The organism is Vibrio nomapromontoriensis (assembly GCF_050337205.1).
Taxonomy (GTDB): domain Bacteria; phylum Pseudomonadota; class Gammaproteobacteria; order Enterobacterales; family Vibrionaceae; genus Vibrio; species Vibrio nomapromontoriensis.
In genome coordinates this window covers 589,718-607,504 of sequence record NZ_JAKJSS010000006.1, presented here as the reverse complement: position 1 = coordinate 607,504, position 17,787 = coordinate 589,718, and the positions used below count along the sequence as shown (strand labels likewise).

At 43.5% G+C, this 17,787-nt stretch carries 17 protein-coding genes and 1 tRNA gene; 8 read left to right on the top strand and 10 right to left on the bottom strand.

The annotated features are described in order from the left end of the window. Positions 1 to 4: 4 nt before the first annotated feature. The 5 genes from L4D05_RS02855 to L4D05_RS02835 form a co-directional block, all read right to left on the bottom strand. Positions 5 to 712 (bottom strand): flagellar hook assembly protein FlgD, encoded by a 708-nt coding sequence (locus L4D05_RS02855; RefSeq protein ID WP_265676199.1) that lies wholly within the window; start codon positions 710 to 712, stop codon positions 5 to 7. Positions 713 to 728: 16 nt separating this feature from the next. Then, a complete protein-coding gene (gene flgC, locus L4D05_RS02850; RefSeq protein WP_250619705.1) occupies positions 729 to 1,145 on the bottom strand; it encodes a flagellar basal body rod protein FlgC in 417 nt (138 codons plus the stop codon). A gap of 5 nt (positions 1,146 to 1,150) precedes the next feature. Next, complete coding sequence (flgB, locus tag L4D05_RS02845; protein ID WP_428752395.1) at positions 1,151 to 1,546, bottom strand: flagellar basal body rod protein FlgB; 396 nt, start codon at positions 1,544 to 1,546, stop codon at positions 1,151 to 1,153. 399 nt (positions 1,547 to 1,945) lie between these two features. Then, positions 1,946 to 2,776, bottom strand: coding sequence for a CheR family methyltransferase (locus tag L4D05_RS02840; protein WP_265676203.1), 831 nt, complete (start codon positions 2,774 to 2,776; stop codon positions 1,946 to 1,948). Positions 2,777 to 2,841: 65 nt separating this feature from the next. Beyond that, positions 2,842 to 3,777, bottom strand: coding sequence for a chemotaxis protein CheV (locus tag L4D05_RS02835; RefSeq protein WP_428792975.1), 936 nt, complete (start codon positions 3,775 to 3,777; stop codon positions 2,842 to 2,844). A gap of 76 nt (positions 3,778 to 3,853) precedes the next feature. Between L4D05_RS02835 and flgA the strand changes: the two genes are divergently transcribed. From flgA to L4D05_RS02820, 3 genes are all read left to right on the top strand, one after another. After that, on the top strand, positions 3,854 to 4,600 hold the full coding sequence (flgA, locus tag L4D05_RS02830) for a flagellar basal body P-ring formation chaperone FlgA (RefSeq protein ID WP_428792974.1): 747 nt from the start codon (positions 3,854 to 3,856) through the stop codon (positions 4,598 to 4,600). A gap of 128 nt (positions 4,601 to 4,728) precedes the next feature. Next, the gene (flgM, locus tag L4D05_RS02825) at positions 4,729 to 5,046 is read left to right on the top strand and encodes a flagellar biosynthesis anti-sigma factor FlgM (protein WP_265676205.1); all 318 of its coding nucleotides are present in this window, start codon (positions 4,729 to 4,731) and stop codon (positions 5,044 to 5,046) included. A gap of 60 nt (positions 5,047 to 5,106) precedes the next feature. Next, positions 5,107 to 5,532 carry a flagella synthesis protein FlgN gene (locus tag L4D05_RS02820; protein WP_250619700.1) on the top strand — a complete coding sequence of 142 codons (426 nt, stop codon included), beginning with the start codon at positions 5,107 to 5,109 and terminating at the stop codon, positions 5,530 to 5,532. Between the two features lie 131 nt (positions 5,533 to 5,663). On the opposite strand, the gene L4D05_RS02815 is transcribed toward L4D05_RS02820, so the two are convergent. Both L4D05_RS02815 and L4D05_RS02810 read right to left on the bottom strand, forming a co-directional pair. Next, positions 5,664 to 6,092, bottom strand: a complete 429-nt coding sequence (locus L4D05_RS02815) for an LPP20 family lipoprotein (RefSeq protein WP_428752398.1) — start codon at positions 6,090 to 6,092, stop codon at positions 5,664 to 5,666. A 9-nt stretch (positions 6,093 to 6,101) separates the two neighbouring features. Continuing rightward, a complete protein-coding gene (locus L4D05_RS02810) occupies positions 6,102 to 6,737 on the bottom strand; it encodes a FlgO family outer membrane protein (RefSeq protein WP_250619698.1) in 636 nt (211 codons plus the stop codon). Positions 6,738 to 6,910: 173 nt separating this feature from the next. Here L4D05_RS02810 and L4D05_RS02805 point away from each other — a divergent pair, with 173 nt between their 5' ends. Both L4D05_RS02805 and L4D05_RS02800 read left to right on the top strand, forming a co-directional pair. Next, positions 6,911 to 8,047, top strand: coding sequence for a flagellar assembly protein FlgT (locus L4D05_RS02805; protein WP_428792973.1), 1,137 nt, complete (start codon positions 6,911 to 6,913; stop codon positions 8,045 to 8,047). A 53-nt stretch (positions 8,048 to 8,100) separates the two neighbouring features. After that, positions 8,101 to 8,177, top strand: a tRNA-Arg gene (locus tag L4D05_RS02800). A 133-nt stretch (positions 8,178 to 8,310) separates the two neighbouring features. Here the strand turns inward: L4D05_RS02800 and L4D05_RS02795 are convergent. Beyond that, entirely contained in the window at positions 8,311 to 9,459 is a 1,149-nt protein-coding gene (locus L4D05_RS02795; RefSeq protein ID WP_428750658.1) for a hypothetical protein, read from the bottom strand. 245 nt (positions 9,460 to 9,704) lie between these two features. Here L4D05_RS02795 and L4D05_RS02790 point away from each other — a divergent pair, with 245 nt between their 5' ends. Continuing rightward, positions 9,705 to 10,070 (top strand): hypothetical protein, encoded by a 366-nt coding sequence (locus L4D05_RS02790; RefSeq protein WP_428792972.1) that lies wholly within the window; start codon positions 9,705 to 9,707, stop codon positions 10,068 to 10,070. A 652-nt stretch (positions 10,071 to 10,722) separates the two neighbouring features. After that, the gene (gene ygjK, locus L4D05_RS02785; RefSeq protein ID WP_428792971.1) at positions 10,723 to 13,524 is read left to right on the top strand and encodes an alpha-glucosidase; all 2,802 of its coding nucleotides are present in this window, start codon (positions 10,723 to 10,725) and stop codon (positions 13,522 to 13,524) included. A 192-nt stretch (positions 13,525 to 13,716) separates the two neighbouring features. Here the strand turns inward: ygjK and L4D05_RS02780 are convergent, their stop codons facing one another. After that, positions 13,717 to 14,865 carry an alkene reductase gene (locus L4D05_RS02780; protein ID WP_428792970.1) on the bottom strand — a complete coding sequence of 383 codons (1,149 nt, stop codon included), beginning with the start codon at positions 14,863 to 14,865 and terminating at the stop codon, positions 13,717 to 13,719. Between the two features lie 97 nt (positions 14,866 to 14,962). Next, positions 14,963 to 16,135 (bottom strand): Ldh family oxidoreductase, encoded by a 1,173-nt coding sequence (locus tag L4D05_RS02775; protein ID WP_428750654.1) that lies wholly within the window; start codon positions 16,133 to 16,135, stop codon positions 14,963 to 14,965. Between the two features lie 122 nt (positions 16,136 to 16,257). On the opposite strand from L4D05_RS02775, the gene L4D05_RS02770 reads away from it, so the two are divergent. Continuing rightward, positions 16,258 to 17,280: a helix-turn-helix domain-containing protein gene (locus tag L4D05_RS02770; protein ID WP_428792969.1), complete on the top strand. Its 1,023-nt coding sequence runs from the start codon at positions 16,258 to 16,260 to the stop codon at positions 17,278 to 17,280. Positions 17,281 to 17,787: the final 507 nt, after the last annotated feature.

Genomic DNA, 17,787 nt, shown 5'->3' with positions numbered 1-17,787 from the left:
ATTTTCACGCTTTGCCGACTTCCAATACTTCTGCAAGTCGAACTGGATTTTCAAAACCAGCTAGATTGAGTAGTACGTTTCCGTCTCCTTTGCCAAGAAGCACGCTGTTGACGTTTGCATAACTAGACACTTCAAGCTCTTTACTTTCTCCGTCCAACAAACCCGAGGCTTTCACCTTGTACTTGCCAGGCGGCAATGAATTACCTTGATCGTCTTTGCCGTCCCATTCTACGCGAGCATCACCACCGGGTTTTGCGCCAGCATTGAAGGTACGAACCAGTTGACCCATTTCATTTTCTACACGGACAAAAACATTTTCTAAAGACTGAGGCAATTTCACCATTGCCGCCATACCTTTATCCGCTTCCTTAACACCTGCTGCGCCCGGCACCAACACGTCTCGCCCTACCAAAGAGGAAGCTTGAAGCGCTTGATTTGACGTCATTGACGAATTGAGATTCTCGAACTGAGAATTCATTTTGCCAATACCATCTACCGTGGCAAACGATGCCATTTGAGCAATCATTTGATCATTGCTCACCGGTTTAAACGGATCCTGCTGAGCCAGTTGCTTGGTGAGCAAAGACAAGAAATCTTCTTGCTTAAGATCTTGCTTACCCGTGGTCTCTGCAGGTTTGTTTTGGTCCTGTAGCTTTTTCAGTTGGTCAACGTAGGACAAACCGCTTTGACCAACATTGTTGATTCCGGCCATTTGCTATCTCCTATCTCTATTGACCCATTTGCAGGGTACGAAGCAACATCTGCTTACTCGCTTCTGCTACCTGGACGTTAGTCTGGTATGAACGAGACGCAGAAATCATGTTTGCCATTTCCTCCATCACATTAACGTTTGGCTTGTAGATATAGCCTTCGTCATTCGCGAGTGGATGATCTGGGTTGTACACTGCACTTAGGGGCTTATCGCTCTCTACAATACCCATCACTTTGACTGGCACGGTATGATCGCGGTTATAACGCGCTTTACTCAGTTCAGCTCCAAACACGGCATGACGCGCCTTGTAGGTTTCTTTCGCTGAGCTACTAACACTGTCGGCGTTGGCAAGGTTACTTGAGGTGGTATTAAGACGAACTGATTCAGCACTCATTGCTGATCCGGTTACGTTAAAAACATTAAATAAACTCATCTTAATTACTCCCCTTTAATTGCCTTGGTCATATTTTTGAACTTACTGCCTAAAAAATCGAGTGATGCCTGATGTCTTAGTTGGTTTTGCATGAACAGATTTCGTTCAAGGTCCACATCTACGGTATTCCCATCCCCTGTATCGGGTTGATCGGGTATACGGTAGAGCATTTCCCCTGTCACATTGGTAGAGGCAGATATATGCCGTCCATCAGTGCGATCCAGTCCAATGCTTGCCCCTGAGGTTGCCGCTTTTAACGCACGATTAAAATCCATCCCCTTCGCTTTAAAACCAGGTGTATTGGCTTGAGCGATGTTGGTAGAGATGACTTCAGCGTTCTTCTCGCGTACACCAACGGTGTGCTGATGAATGCCAAGTGCATTGTTAAAAGAGATGGCCATTTAAACCTCATTGTTCAAAAATAGGTGCCTTGTGAAATATAAAGCAATTTCCGCGCCAAAGTTTTAAGCCTCTGTTACTTTTATTTAGACCATGGGGATTTTTATCTAAACCATAGGTAATTTTATTTAACCTACGGGTACTAGGTAAAGCCATTGCCCCGGTTTAAGCTTCAGGTGCTAGATAAAGTGCCAGACACTTGATGTCTATGAGTGTGAAAATTGATTCAGTAAACGCATTCGGGATTAGCACAGCAATATCTGCGCCACGTTCGCGATGGTATTGATTAGGAATGTCGTTAGTGATTGCTCGCGACCCAACCACATGATTACAGCTTAGCAAGAAATGCCATGGAAAGGGGTAAGAAAAAGCCCCGGATAATCCGAGGCTAGTATTCAAGTTTAAGGTTTCAGCTTGTAGATAATGCCGGGGTTGCATCGCACCATTTCAAATTTGTCAGTTAACCCAGTTAACGACTCCGATGCACCTAACAATAAATACCCACCAGGGTTTAAACTTCGCGCCATTTGATTCAAGACTTGTGATTTCATCTCTGGCGAAAAGTAGATGAGTACATTTCGGCAAAAAATAATGTCGAACTTGCCTAGCAATGCATACGAGTCCATTAAGTTTTGTGGACGAAAGTTCACTAAGCGTTTCGCGCTATCTTTTATCTTCATCTTGCCGTTTTTCGCGTCTTCAAAAAACGCTCGGCGGCGCTCTGGTGACAAGCCACGTCCGAGCGCCAGGTTGTCGTACTCGCCCAAACGACACACATCCAACATTGTGTTGGAAATATCCGTCGCCGTGATCGACACATTCGGCAACATGCCCGGCTTCTTCGCTTGAGTTTCTAGTATCGTCATCGCCATTGAATACGGTTCTTGGCCTGAAGAACTCGCCGCTGACCATATTTTTATCGGACGTTTATTTGCCGCCATTTCTGGTAACAGCTTGTCAGATAGTACCGTGAACGGGTAATTATCTCGAAACCACAATGTTTCGTTGGTCGTCATCGCATCCACAGCGGCAATGCGCAATTCGCGATTTCGACCCGATACGACATCTCTCAATAAGTGAGACAATGATGTCAGCCCATTTTTACTCACTAACGGACTTAAGCGGCTTCTCACTAGATACTGCTTACTGTCTCCAAGTACAATGCCGCACTGTGACTCTAAAAATCGGCTAAAATCACGATACTCTTGATCGCTTATGGTTATCGCTGTCATTAACTACTCTATACTGCTTTTGAAAGCTTGCTTAATACAAGTTCTATTGTGATTTTATTGTTTCGCTAACCTGCTACGACAGCCGCTTTTACTGCGCTCCCCAGTTCTTCTGGGTTGAACTTAGCGATAAACTCGTTGGCACCGACTCGTTCTACCATCGCCTGATTAAACACACCGCTGAGCGAAGTATGTAAAATAATGTGCAGATCTTTAAGATCTGGATGACGGCGAACCTCTGCCGTTAAGGTGTAACCATCCATTTCTGGCATTTCAATATCCGAGATCAACAAGGATATTTGCTCGCGAATGTCTCCTTCTGAAGCCATTTCGACTAGCTTGTTATACGCGTCTTTACCATCTTTCACTAAAATGGCTTCGAAGCCAATAGACTCTATTGCTCGTTGGACCTGTTTTCTTGCCACCGCTGAATCATCGGCGATCATAATACGCTTCACGATTTGCTTCTGTTGCTTTACTTCCGCTTCTGCAATTTCTTTGGCAAGATTACCATCCATCGCTTCTTCAACCGGTGATATTTCAGCAAGTATTTTCTCAACGTCAATGATTTCAACTAATTCGTTATCAATATTCGTTACTGCCGTCAGGTAATTCGCACGCCCAGCCCCTTCAGGAGGCGGTAAAATCGACTCCCAATGCATATTAATAATGCGCTCGACGGAGCTGACCAAAAAACCTTGCACACTGCGGTTAAATTCAGAAATCACCACAAAGCTGTTGGCAATATCTGTTGTTGGCCTTCCACCTACAGCCAAGCTAAGATCAATAACCGAGATAGTTTGACCACGAATATGTGCCACCCCTTTTACCAAGCGATGTAGATTCGGCATCGCGGTAAGTCGTGGGCATTGCAACACTTCTTTGACTTTAAATACGTTAATACCGTATCTCTGACGTCCCATTAAGCGAAAGGTTAATAATTCGAGCCGGTTTTGACCTACTAGCTGCGTTCTCTGGTTCACCGAATCTAAGATACCGGTCATAAGTTCATCTCCATCTCAAACTTTACGCCAAAAAAGTGATAGTCTACTGCAGGCAACGAGGAACCTGAGAAACAGAATGCTGTATTATAAGACATCTTTTTTGAATACTTCCAGCCCCAATTTTAAGCGAGTGCTTAGTGGGCTTTTACTCTTTATCGTCTGGCACACGTTTTTCTTTAGTGCATTAACGCACGCAGCGACGCCAGAACAAATAGAAAACATCCAAAAGGCAGCCCAAGCTCATGTTTTGGATACCTTAGATGCCCCAATTGGCGCTGAGCTCACAGCAACCGCAGGACGAATCGACTCTCGTGTCCATGCGACCGATTGCATCGAGCCTTTGCAAACCTCCTCTTCCAATGCCAGAAACACCAGCAGTAACGTCACGGTTTTAGTTGAATGCCCAAGTGATAATTGGCGACTCTATGTGCCTGTTAGACTCACCATTTCATTACCTCTCGTTGCCGCAACACGACCGCTCGCACGAGGAAGTATTGTCACTCAAGGCGATGTCATGATGACAATGATCGATAAAAACCGCTTTCGCCGCCAAGGATTTACCGATTTTGAGCAAGTCGTTGGCTCAAAATTGAAACGAAATGTAAAGCTCGGAGACGTCATCGAACGCAATGATGTTTGCGTGGTATGCCGAAATGAAAAAGTCGTAATACGCGCCGTCAAAAGCGGTATGACCATTTCAACCAAAGGCACTGCCCTGAGTGATGGCTCGAATGGTGACCAAGTAAGAGTGAAAAATGACAAGTCTCAGCGTATAATTGAAGGTATTGTCACTGGAGTGGCTGAAATTACCGTGAATTTTTAATTTATTACCCGTGACTTTTAATTTTTTCCTAAAGTATCTGCGCTATAGGTCGATACTGACGGTATACAAGACAACTCTATTGTTTACGAATACTATTATTTACGAACATATGCAAAGAAGGCTTAACTATGGCAGGCATTGATAACATTCGTTCTGGTCAGACGCTAACGACGACAAGTCGTGCCCCTGCCCGTTCGGAAACAAGCACAAGCAGCAGCTCAGCCCCTGTTAGTCAGTCATCAGCAAAGCAAGATGCCGTGACATTAAGTCAAGGCGGTAAAGCAATTGGGCAGATGCATCAACAGATGGCATCACAACCTAGCTTTGATACGGCAAAAGTTGCCGCCATTAAAGAAGCTATTGCTAACGGTTCTTATACCGTTGACCCAGAAAAACTTGCTGATAACATGATTAAGTTTGAAGAAGAGCTAGGTGGTTTAAAGTAATTCGCGCTATCTAGGGAGAACGCACTGCGCGACTCACTCGATAAATATAAGGTAAAATGAATGGCAGCCCTTGTTGATTTGGTTGACTATCAACTTAAAAATGCAAAAGCCCTGTCTCTTCTATTGTCGGAAGAGACCAAAGCCATCGCGGCTCGTGAGTCTGGTGATATTGAGCGATTAGCCAAAGAAAAAATGGCGCTCATTGGTCAGCTTCAACAAACGGACCAAAGACTAAGCCAACACCAAGACGTCGCAAGGCTCACCGATGAAGCCTTACTGGCTGAACAAGTCCGCACCGTCAAATCCATCATTCTTGATTGCCAAAAAATTAACGACATTAACGGACAAAGCCTACAACGGGCCCAACTCAGCTTTAATAAACTCAATAATTTGATGCAACAAAGCCACGGTAAGATAGGCATGACCTATAACGCCGGCGGACAGACCCATACGCTTTCAACACTGGGCACTAACCTTAAAGCCTAGCGCTTTCTGAATGTTACAAACGTTCAAAGTTTAAGCACGCCTAATTCTTATACACGATCAAAAAAAGCGACAATCATTGCCGCTTCTTTATATACCCTGCATTTAGCGTTAGCCGTTAAAACTGTTAGCCATTAAAACAAGGTTTGACGCTTCTTCTCTGGAACACGGCGGATTTCACCGTAGTCACGAAGCCTATCCATTTTTTCAATATCGAGCAGCAGCTCTGTGACATAACTGTCACCGACTTTATAGCTTCTCACCACTTCAGCGCCACGAATCACACCATCAACGGCCCCGGTTGTCGACTCTACGCCAAGCTTTTGATCTTGCAAATCTGCCCTTGCCGACACTCGAAGACCGTATACTTGCTCTGCCAGCTCGCGGTATGCATCAATTTTTGAGGCACGCATGGCACGCACTTGCTTCTCTTCTTCAGTGCGGCCCGATTGCTCGCTAATGCTCGCATAACCCACTGCCGTTAAATTATTTTGGTTAAGTGCACTTATGGGCGTACAACCAACCATCAGCATCATAGCAAATGCCATTAACCAGATTCTCATTGTCATTTCCTATGGTCGTAGAATTATAGTATGCGGCGAGGTCATCATTGGGTCAGAACGAATCAATACCCCATCTTCTGTACGCATTTGATTTAACGTATCAAGATCTCGACCAATGCGATCTGCAGGTAAGAAACCTTGTGCAGACGCAACCACGACTCGCGATTGCATACCAACCACACGAGCATTAATTAACACACCACCTTCTTGACGTAGCATCGTGCCCGTCAAGACAAACTGAATTTGTTGCTCTTGAGCTAAGTCTTTCCAATCTCGGCTTAACGCAAAGTCACCTTGGCTCGTCACCTGTATCGAGCCTGTTGTTTTAAAATCGACAACTTTAAACCCACGGCGTTGTAACTGATGAATGAATCCTTCAGATACCGAGTTGCCTAACCAATTGGTGGATTCCATACTCTGCAAATCCACAAAGGATGCCACTGCAATAGGGGTTCTCACCGATACACTGGTGTTTGACTCAACAAGGTCTTCGGTCAAACCTTCTACAAAATAGTCCATCGTATGACGGGGACTTTCCATCAGCATAAACTTACTGCCGCTGTAGGTTTCTTTACCGTTATAGATTGGTGAGTAGGCACAAGAGGTCAGTGTTAACACCGATGCCATCAATAGCCACTTTTTCATGTTTCACTCTCCAAAGTTGTGAATTGGGTAGATTAATTCCTGAGCCTGTGAAGGTTGGAACAATCTTTGCTTTCTCATTGTTGTCGTTAATAAGAAAGTCCGCTCCAATATTCGCTGGTAAACGTTTAGCAATAATCATCTAGCAAATATTGTTCCGCATTTGGATTGGTCGCATGAAAAAAATTATTTGTTCTTTAGTTTCAAGTACCTTACTCGCTATTGGTGCCAGCTCGGCACACGCCGCTTGGTATGAGGTCACTGGTGTCTCAACCATCGTATCGTCAGAAAAGGCGGCAAGGATCTATGCCTTAGAGGACGCGGTCTACAAAGCGGTAGATTTTGCCGGAGCCGATATTGGCAGCCTTTCAGGGCTGGCGCCACTGCTTGAAGATGACAAAGAACAATACCAGTTCATTGATTCTGAAGTTCGCCATATTGTCATTGATGATAAATACACCAGCGGCAACCAAATGTTCGTTAAAGTCCGCGTAGATATCTACCCATCGGCAAAGGCTTGCCATCAAGAGCAATACAAAAAGACCTTTGGGGTGGCAATGTTTGACATTGTCGATCCTCAGCAAGCCGTGATGGGACAAATCTATAAGCTTGGCGAAGATTACAGCTCGGTGATTGAAAAACAGCTTGCCACTCGCTCGTACAGCTTTGTTTCTGTCGGTACAACACGCTATGAAATTGATAAGCGACAGCCAGAGCGGATAAAAATGATCGCACAAGATCTTGGCGCACAATACCTAATTACCGGTGAGATTAATGATCTGACAGCCACCATAACAGCCGGTGGCTTACTGAGTGATGATGTCACCAATCGACAATTTGCCATGAACTTAGCTATTTTTGATGGCAAAACAGGCCATGAGATATACCAGCATTCATACCGTGAAATCGCCAAATGGCCGTTTGCGAAAACCAGTAAAGTAGATACAAAAAGCGCCCGTTTTTGGACATCCACCTACGGTGAGATGATGCAACGTGTTAGCCGTAACATTATGTTAGATTTTGAAGCGGAAGTGTCTTGCAAAATGACCTTGCCAGAAGTCGTTGCCAGTTACGGCAATAAAATTACGCTAGATTTAGGGCGAGTACACGGCGTCCAAGCCGGAGATAAACTCACGCTTTGGCATACTGGGTCATTCATCGACCAAAATGGATTGCCACGTAATAAAGTCTCACAAAGTGACATTACTTTAACGGTATCTCGAGTGTACGAGCGAGAAGCAGAGGCTACCGTAGACCAACCTAGCTTAGCCAATAGTATTCAAATTGGCGATGTCATGCACAAACAGCCATAAATCTAACAATATAGGCTTAACTTATTCAAATAATTGAGTATTATAAGCCATAAGCTCCCGTGGCACAGCTGGATAGCGCGGCCCCCTCCTAAGGGGCAGGTCACAGGTTCGAATCCTGTCGGGAGCGCCATATAAATCAACGCCTTAGCTTAAAATTGAGCTAGGACATTTACCGCTTAATATTCAGTATCCGCCCCATGCACCCACGGGGCGGATACGTTATAGTCTTGAAAGACACCCAAATTGATAGCAAGTGGATAAACTCAGAACAATGACTTCTGTTCATCGTCTGGCATAAGGGTTTCTTGCACATAGACCCCATTGTCTCTCAATTTTTGCTGTGGAACGCTGTGAGTCTTAAATGTTTCTATCAGAGATTTATCATCCATGTTTAAAAAACTTTCACCAAGATCACCGTGGGATTTGGTTATTTTCACATTAGGATGAGATTCTTTATCTTCTCTTCTGTTTTTGATGTTGGCGACCACTATTTTATGTAGTCTCCAATCCGCATTATTCTCATTTAAAGTAGCATTAAAACTTTTCATAGCATTAGCTATCGCCCCTTCATCGATTACAGAGTACCCCACAAGTATTTGTTTCAATGCTTTAGCAGCTTTATTTCTTAATTCAGTATAGCCATTATATGCAGTAATTAGGGAATCTTCCAAAGCAGTATGATTTAACCGCATTTGCTCTATCTCTCCGTCTTTTTCTGTTAATTCTTCTGCTATCGTTCGATAGCTTAGGAGCTGTTCCTGTTGGTTAGTCAGGGTGGATTTGAACTGTTCTTTTTCTTGCAATAGTAAATCTCTGTGAGCCTCTAATTGATTATTCTTATTTTTAGAATCTTGGAAATCACTCAGCACAGAGTCTTTCTCCTCTCTAAGTTCCCCCAAAGAAGCAGTTGCCTTTTCCAATTCAGAGGTCATGTTCGCTAGACGAGCCTCATATTCAGACCTTTGAGTTTCCCAATCCCCCAAGTCTCTATTAAGCTTTTCTCGCCAATACTCTAAACTTGAACTTGCTTGAGCTTTTGCAACGTCACCTTGGCATGTATACAGAGTCTGCAGGCGACCATAATGCGCTTGAGCTCTTTTCTCATCGATAAACTTATGCTTTCTACAGTCGAGGTGATGCTGCACCCATGGAAGACAAAATGTATAGGCAATAGCTAAAAGGGATGGGTAAGCAAGCTGCATTATGACAGGGGAGAGGTACCAGACGGGATCAGTAGTCCAAAAAGGTGCAGAATCCGATAGTTGAGAAATTTTCCCCGCAGAATCTGAAAAGATGAAGGTCAGAATCGCTTTATGATTCACTACTAGCCAAGCAAGTATGAACGATCCAAGTATTGGAGACTTGAGTCTATTCACTGTAGCCTGTGTTAGCGCACTTAAAAGTTCCTTCATCTAATAAATCCATTAGCTAATCAAAGATGAATATATGCTACTACAGGCTTAAAGGTTAGGGAAAGCGTATGTGAACCTATTAAAAAAATGTGTAATAAAGGCACACACACCAAAACCGTACTTCAAAAGAGTAAGTTTCATATTTCCGTCAATCACTGCTACGCTGAAATCAGTCAATATAACTTAGCAACAAAAACGAATCGTTGTTTCTGCCGTTGGCTGTCACTTGGGTTGAGGAGGTGTGTTTGCCGAGCATTATTCAAGATTGCAATCGCGAGCTCAAAAAAGTGCTGCACTTCTACCCCGAAGATCAGCGAGCGAGCGTTGATTGTATGCTTGCTCAGCTAGTGTGCTGTGAGATTTTCCTCATTCAATACCCTATCCTCAATCATTTCCGCGGCAAAAGCTCTCCTTGGTATCATGTGCAGAATCTCCGGCACCAATTATTGTCTCGTCAAAAAGAACACGATTTGATTTGCTATGAGCTGCCGATTTTTCAAGGCTGGTCTATGGCAAAAATTGATGATGCGCGAGTCTATGAAACGCCAATTCCAAAAAACGTTCGTCGAGCCTATTTAGACTACCAATATTTTATTGAAAGCCCGTACTAAAGAATACTAAAGGGACACAGATCGCTTTGGCTTTGAACAAATCGGGTATCAAGCAATACGTCACCGTACCATCACAAGCCAGCTCTCTTTCGTTCTCCTCCCGAAACGTAGTGACTTTGTATAAGCCTAAATACTAAATCGCTGGCCGTCAGTTTTACGTCGGTGGTATGTTTAGTGTTGGTGATGTCAGAGCATCTGATCCATTTATTTTAGCAAGATATTAGTTCTTACTTCGCCTTTATATCGACCGGTTTAATATTACAATTTCGTCACTTTCTAACCAGCCCGACATCATCATTATTCTAAATTAACATTCTGTTACTTAATTAGCATTCCAGGTCTTAAATTCAATCATTATTTAAATTTGTCATTACGATTAGTTTTATTTGTTTATCGAAATTACCATCATAATATTTCGGAAATATTGTCACTTCCCATCTAGTTTTTATTAAAAAGCAAACGATTGTTCGATTAATTGTCAAGCACTCTAATGCAACAAAAGTAATCTTTACCCATAACCACAAAAAAATCAATGACATTCATTGAGTGAATACCTCCAAACAGTATTATCAACAAACACCCCCTACACAGGAGTTTGCTCTGCAAACCCCTATATTAAATAGTTATAATTACTACAAAAGTGAAATAAAAGATGAAAAAAACTATCTTAGCTATTCTTGTGGGAACAACTATCGCCCTTTCCGGTTGCAATAGTTCTAACTCTGAGTCGACTGAAACGCCCCCTTCTGCAGACGTGAGTCATTTTGTTGATGTATTAAATCGTGTCGGTAACCCGGAGCTCATGAAAGACCGTGATGCCCAAAGTAATTTACAATATAACGCTTTTACTGATTTTGGGGCATGGCATGGTCATTTATTACCAAGCACTGATAATGCAGTAGGTTCAGCTGGTGGTATTATGATCGTGGATCAGGAGTACTCTAGTTATATTACCAATGAGAACTTTGATAAGCTGACTCTAATAGATATTAATACGGCTCAAGAAATTAATTTAACCTCCGCTGAAGTAAACTCATATTCTACGCCAGATGCGTTACATCAAGTTATCGAAAATAGTGATTACAAAATTACGATGACGACACGATTCGGTAGCGATCGCACGTCACTGATCGAGACCACTATTACCAACAAGACCAATCAACCACAAAACCTAAAGCTTGTTTGGACTGGTGAGTTTTTACGTGATTTTGATACGCTCGGTGATGATTTAGCTGCAACGACCGTCTACAAAAACCTCTCGAGCCAAAACGGTGGCGTCGCACTAACCTTTAACAAAGCAGCATCTTGGTCTGGGCTAAAGAGTGAAGAAGACGCACAGTTCAGCATTGCTCGTTCTGTTGATAATGCCGTCACAACCATTACCGACTTCACTTATCGCTCGGAAGGGCAAATTACCATCAATGCTAATGCAACCGCTTCGTTCTACAACGCCTATTCTTATGTCCACAATCCAACAGAAGCAGCTAATGAAACGCCAATCGTAACGAACTTACTCAATCAAGGTGCAACGGCGATGAGCGATGCCAAAGCACGTTGGAACGAATACCTTAAACACGGGCTGGCCAATCGCTCGGCAAGCAAGGTAGAAAGTAACGTTGCGGTTAAGGCGATGATGACATTAAACGGCAACTGGCGTTCACCCGCCGGTGTCGTGCAACATAGCACCGTGACTCCATCCGTCACAGCGGTTTGGTTTTCAGGCAACAACACCTGGCCATGGGACACATGGAAACACGCTTACGCCATGGCGCATTTCAACCCTGATGTCGCGATGGATAACATTCGAACGGTATTTCAATTCCAAGTTCAAGGTGATGATCCTGTAAGACCACAGGATAAAGGCTACTTGCTTGATGTTATTAACTACTCGTTACCTCAAGACCGTATAGATTCGGGCTATTACGATGCTATTTATGATATTCCGTCAGCCGCGCAAAATGATGCGTCGATGAACTGGAACGAACGTAATACTAAACCATCGCTTGCCGCTTGGGCGGTCATGGAAGTTTATCATTCCCTTGTTAATGAATTTGATCGCGCCGATGATGCTCAAGCATGGATTGATGAAATGTATCCTAAGTTAGTGGCCTATCATGACTGGTGGCTATCAAATCGTGACCATAATGCCAATGGTGTCCCGGAGTATGGTGCGGCTGTCGATCCATCGCACAATACTGACGATGGTCATATGTATATTCGCGTATGGACTGAGTTAACAGATGAGTTAACGGCTCTAGTCGGCGCAGAAAATCTAGAGCAAATAGACTCGGATGGCGCATCCATTCGCTATAAAGTCATTGGCGTCGATTCCTACAATAAAGTACTCGATAACTATGAAGAATTGGCTATCACCGGCTATAGCAACGGTTCTCAAACGGCAACGTCTTGGGAATCGGGTATGGATGATGCCGCACGTTTTGGCTTTATCTATGACTTGGCAAGAACCAACTCTCGCAGCGAAGTGACAACCGTAGACGAAGCCACTGTGTATGATCAACTAGGTCGCTATGCAGCGGATAAGTATGAGTTTAATAATGCCATTCAAGGCACGGCGAAAAACTGGATCTATAGCGACCCTTCCGAAAGCAATATGGCAAAATTACGTGATGCACGTAGAGATTGGCAGGTGCGTTTTGGTGAGAACCACAATAGCAATTCCGCTCTAGTTGGCTTCTCAATGCTGCAAGAATCCGTTGACCAAGCTTCTTATATGTACAGCGATAATAAGTACTTATCTGAAATGGCTAATCTAGTGACAGAAGGGGTAGAAGGTAAAGCTCGAGGTCAGGAGTTTGTGGAGCACGCGAACTTTATTAAAGACTACATCAACACGTGTATGTTCGATGCAAGTACATCGTTCTACTATGACATTAGATTGGTCGATAAAGACGGCAACCGCTATCTAGACAGTACTGGCAATCCGATTGATGGGGTAAGTCTTGAGCGCGTAGACACACCTTATCAAGGTAAGAACGTTTACTGTGCTGGTGTAGTTCTTAAAGAGCGCGGACAAGCGCCAGACGGCTGGTCACCATTATTTAATGGTGCCGCAAGTCAAGAGAATGCCAATAAAGTCATGGACGTTATGCTCGACGCTGACAAATTTGACAACTCAACGGCCTTCCAAGGTCAAGGGGTGTCATTTGGTACGGCGAGCCGTGATAACCCAGCCTATGGCAAAGACATATACTGGCGTGGTCGTGTCTGGCTGGACCAATTCTATTTTGGCTTACAAGCACTAGAGAAATACGGACGCCACGATGATGCAGTGCGTATTGCCGAAGACTTATTTAAAAATGGCGAAGGCTTTGGCAGCGATGGCGCTATTCGCGAGAACTACAACCCAGAAACCGGAGAAGTACAAGGCGCAGCTAACTTTAGTTGGTCAGCCGCACACACCTACATGATGTATCGAAACTTCTATGGTAAATAGTCCTGTACCAAGTAAAGAGCAATATGGCACATAGAGTGCAGCAGCTATCTATAACGACATAACTTGCTCTATCGATAATAAAACGCCTGATGATTACATCAGGCGTTTTATTGATGATGAATGTAGCTAAAATAGTAACCACTCAAACAAGATTTTTAACAATGACGTCGACTAAGCCATGTTAAATTAAGGCTATTGAGTACAAGTGTTTAGTATATGCTTGGCTTGTTCAAACTCAGGATAGTCCGTGTAGCCATCTTCCCCGCCACCAAATATCCGTGCGGCATTTAACTCATTCATTGGTTGATTATTTCTCAGTCGACTTGGCAGATCAGGAGTCGCAATAAACGGCTTACCAAAGCCAAAGATATCACCATAACCCTTTTCTAACATTCTCAATGCTTTATCACCTGTGTATTTTCCCGCATACATGATGACACCCTTAAATGTTTCGCGTAATGCTTGGCAAAAAGGCTCTGGCATTTCAGGTGCACTATTCCAATCAGCTTCTGCGATTGATAGATATGCAATACCAATATCATTCAGCATTTTGGCAGCACTAATGTACGTTGTAAAAGGGTCACTTTCCAATAAACCAAGATACAAACGCTCCTCTTCCGTCGATTCAAATAAAGGAGAAAATCTGACGCCCACTTTCTCTGCCCCAATTTCCTCAGCAACTTCCGTTGTGATCTCTTTTAGAAACCTCAATCGATTTTCTAAACAGCCACCATATTCGTCTTCACGTAGGTTGGTCACCTCCGAGATAAATTGATTAACGAGATAGCCATTTGCGCCGTGAATCTCAACACCATCAAAACCAGCATCCATTGCATTGCGTGCCGCCTGTCGATAAAAGGCCACAATTTCTTTGATTTCGTTTATTTCTAGAGCTCTAGGTTGACTTGGTTCAACCTGAGCTCCACCTTCGGCGGTTTCAATAAAGACCTTTACTGAATCGGCTTTTACTGCCGAAGGGGCAACGGGTGGCTCACCATTAGGTTGAAAGCTTACATGAGAGACTCGACCAACATGCCAAAGTTGAAGAAAGATCTTTCCCCCTTGGTCGTGCGTTGCTTTTGTAATCAATTTCCATGCTTCAAGTTGATCTTGGTTATGAATACCCGGTGTCCATGCATAGCCTTGCCCTCGCTGCTCAACTTGAGCAGCTTCCGTTATAACAAGTCCTGCACTAGCCCGCTGAGCATAATATTTCGCCATCATTTCATTGGGTAAATTTCCAGGCTGGCTTGCTCGAGAGCGAGTCATTGGCGGCAAAACCACACGGTTAGAAAGGATAATATCACCTAATCTAACAGGCTCGAATAATGAGTCATACATAATGCATACCTACTTCAGTTTTGGTTAGTTTGCTGATTAAGACAAAAATACGAACAGTAGTGGCATTGTCACGCCACTACTGTTTAAACAAGAATCGTTATAGTTGAATAGTCTCTTGCGCGCGCTCAGTCCCTACTTGTTCTACCCAACGTGCGTTAATTTCTTCAATACTAGTTCCATGGCGAGTCAAAAAATCTTTAAATCCGCCCCAATGAGTATCCATAACCTCATGATTAGTTCGGCCTTCCTTCATCGCTTTAAGGCCCCACTCATCAGGAATGAATACCTCCTCAAATCCAGCTCTTGGGCGGCTGTTTTTTATGTTTCGTACTAAGCGGTCACTCTTACGCTTCACTTCATCAATCGACCCGAAGTGACTAGGATCGATCACTAGAATGTATGACCCACCAACTGGGCAGGGCGCGCCGGGTTTCAAGCAATCCGAAGGAAGTGATGGTAAGTCACTGCAAATAACACCTTTCGGATTAATCACCGCTGTCATCACTTCATTCCAAAGATTAAGCGCATATAGCCTAGGGTTTGAAAAAGTCCATGGTGCATGACAATCTGCGATTCTGCCGTAGCCTGGGATAAGCTCTCCCCACTTCCTTGCATCGGCTGTAAGTTCTCCGGTGTCAGGGTCGACCAAAAGTGGCCCTTGGAGGTCTCTATCGTTGAAGATCGCATCCGAAATGTCTGCATCATAACCCTCACATAGCTTAACTGAGGTGACGATAGGTAATTCTTCACCACCGACACAAGCAGCATCAAATGGCGGTACCGATATACCAAAATCCATTCCTCCATAAGGTGCTGACAATGGAACTGAATTATTGGATGTCATGGCGAACATCCCTCTTTCCATAGCCATTTGAGAGTAACAAGAAAATGAACCAGCATCACAATGGTTGTAACCAAAGACGATAGCCATACCCTGCTCTTTCGCTTTCTCGATCGCGGTATTGGCCATCATAGTTAATACATAGTGACCGGATGACTTTTTGCCATCGTACAGCGCCCAATTGTGCCCTTCGGACTCAACTTCAGGTTCTGATTTCGGATCAAGTACGCCAGCTTCCAAAGGGATCGTTATCGCTTCAATCACACCAAGCCCTTGGTAAATCTTACCTTGCATCCCCGCCTTAAGGAGATTTCTAGCAACTGCGTCTGCATGAGCCTGAGAGGCCCCTATGTGTTTCCATCCCTCAGAAACCACAAATGCAAAATAATCGTTATCGAAATATGTTGTTGGACTGATACTTTTAGTCATTGCTACGACCCCTTCTAAGATTATTTGTTTACCCGTTTCTATCGTTTATATTATTAAACTCCCTTCAAACCGCATTGTCATTTAAGCTCAAAGTGCTATCATTTAAGCTCAATTGATTGTTTATGATAGCTATGAATTTTATCCCGCCTCGCACATACCATGATTTAGCAATCTCCTCTCCATATCATAAGCACGCGTTTGAGCGCCTGTATCAGGTTGCCGATGAACAAGGTATATACAGCGAAATCCGTGACAAATACGTCATTAACTCTGCGCAATCTCCCGTACAGACCTTTGAAAAATATCTGGTGGCGGCAGATGAATTAAGAGAGCAAGGATGTGGTGAGATTGGATGCTTACTGGGGGAGAAGTTAGACGCTAGCTGTTACGGATTATTCCTCGTTGCTCTTTATAGTAGTCGTAGCCTCTCTCAAAGTTTGGACTTAGTCTGTAAGTTTAGCCCTAAGTTAGACTTCGGCCTAAAATACGATCTAACACTGACAAGCGAAGAAGGTGTACTGCGGTTTTTGCCCAGTTTAAATGGAAGTCGTTTTCCTTGGCTTGTAGAAGAATGGGTATTTGGAAGCTTAGGGCTTATTAATACTATTGCGAAAGAACCTATTTTTCCCACCAAGATAACGTTAATGATACCCGAGCCTCGTCATCTTTGGTTTTACCAAGAAAGGCTCATATGCCCCATTGAGTTCGCTAGCAATGAAAATGCTATCTATCTAACAAAAGAGGATTTGGGTCGCCAGATAAGTAGTTCCGACAACTATATCAATAAGTTGCTATCCCAACTTATTCTAGCCTCTGCCGACCCTGCCCCCGACAATCTACTCATTAAACTATATCAATATCTATTGATAAACATTGGACGCGGCCTGCCCACGCAAGTAGAAGTTGCTCTATATCTAGGCATGAGCACTGCTTCACTAAAGAGAAGACTAGCTCAACAGCAAAAGACTTATAGACAGATAGTGTTAGAGGTGCGAATGACTCTGGCTTATGAGTATTTACTTATGTCTAAAATGTCGGTTCATGAAGCCGCATACCTTCTGCACTACGAAAATCCCGCTAATTTCACCCGGGCATTCAAAACATGGTTTGGGAAAACACCTTCGCAATTTAGGACAATGAATTGAGCCCTGGTCAGTTAAGCAATTTCAAGAAGCTGACTAGACGCCAAATATACGATCTCTAAAACTCCGCGGCCCATGCATCAAAGTCATTGATATTATCTATTTGTTGCTACGTTTTGGGGCAGGATTATAAGGCAGTGCAAGTTAATTTTTAGAGGAGAGTAACGGCTAATCTAGCGTGATCTTCAAGCGTTTTCATCTGTACTCGTTTCGTAGATAAACATAGTACTCGCCAATGTGTGAGTTGGCATAACGCGCTATTGTCGCGAGCTCACCATGATAAAGCATCACTCAACCCGTCATTATCCTATCTGTATCATGGCTTATTTTATCAATGATGAAGTGCTTGAACACGAATGCGATTAGGTTGTTAGTGCTAAGCTATTGTTTAAAGGCTTAATCATCACGTAATGTTCATTGACAATTTATAATGCAATGTAACCTCAGTCATGTATATAATTATATAGCGATATAAAATTACGTTGTACTAGGTAACATAGAATGTTAATA

What these genes read in the sequence shown, in the direction of transcription:
- flgB (WP_428752395.1), bottom strand. Translation starts at nt 1,546, where the DNA reads ATGGCCATCTCTTTTAACAATGCACTTGGCATTCATCAGCACACCGTT.
- L4D05_RS02805 (WP_428792973.1), top strand. Translation starts at nt 6,911, where the DNA reads ATGAAAAAAATTATTTGTTCTTTAGTTTCAAGTACCTTACTCGCTATT.
- flgA (WP_428792974.1), top strand. Translation starts at nt 3,854, where the DNA reads ATGCTGTATTATAAGACATCTTTTTTGAATACTTCCAGCCCCAATTTT.
- L4D05_RS02775 (WP_428750654.1), bottom strand. Translation starts at nt 16,135, where the DNA reads ATGACTAAAAGTATCAGTCCAACAACATATTTCGATAACGATTATTTT.
- L4D05_RS02815 (WP_428752398.1), bottom strand. Translation starts at nt 6,092, where the DNA reads ATGAGAATCTGGTTAATGGCATTTGCTATGATGCTGATGGTTGGTTGT.
- L4D05_RS02840 (WP_265676203.1), bottom strand. Translation starts at nt 2,776, where the DNA reads ATGACAGCGATAACCATAAGCGATCAAGAGTATCGTGATTTTAGCCGA.
- L4D05_RS02835 (WP_428792975.1), bottom strand. Translation starts at nt 3,777, where the DNA reads ATGACCGGTATCTTAGATTCGGTGAACCAGAGAACGCAGCTAGTAGGT.
- ygjK (WP_428792971.1), top strand. Translation starts at nt 10,723, where the DNA reads ATGAAAAAAACTATCTTAGCTATTCTTGTGGGAACAACTATCGCCCTT.
- L4D05_RS02770 (WP_428792969.1), top strand. Translation starts at nt 16,258, where the DNA reads ATGATAGCTATGAATTTTATCCCGCCTCGCACATACCATGATTTAGCA.
- L4D05_RS02810 (WP_250619698.1), bottom strand. Translation starts at nt 6,737, where the DNA reads ATGAAAAAGTGGCTATTGATGGCATCGGTGTTAACACTGACCTCTTGT.
- L4D05_RS02795 (WP_428750658.1), bottom strand. Translation starts at nt 9,459, where the DNA reads ATGAAGGAACTTTTAAGTGCGCTAACACAGGCTACAGTGAATAGACTC.
- L4D05_RS02855 (WP_265676199.1), bottom strand. Translation starts at nt 712, where the DNA reads ATGGCCGGAATCAACAATGTTGGTCAAAGCGGTTTGTCCTACGTTGAC.
- L4D05_RS02780 (WP_428792970.1), bottom strand. Translation starts at nt 14,865, where the DNA reads ATGTATGACTCATTATTCGAGCCTGTTAGATTAGGTGATATTATCCTT.
- flgC (WP_250619705.1), bottom strand. Translation starts at nt 1,145, where the DNA reads ATGAGTTTATTTAATGTTTTTAACGTAACCGGATCAGCAATGAGTGCT.
- L4D05_RS02820 (WP_250619700.1), top strand. Translation starts at nt 5,107, where the DNA reads ATGGCAGCCCTTGTTGATTTGGTTGACTATCAACTTAAAAATGCAAAA.
- flgM (WP_265676205.1), top strand. Translation starts at nt 4,729, where the DNA reads ATGGCAGGCATTGATAACATTCGTTCTGGTCAGACGCTAACGACGACA.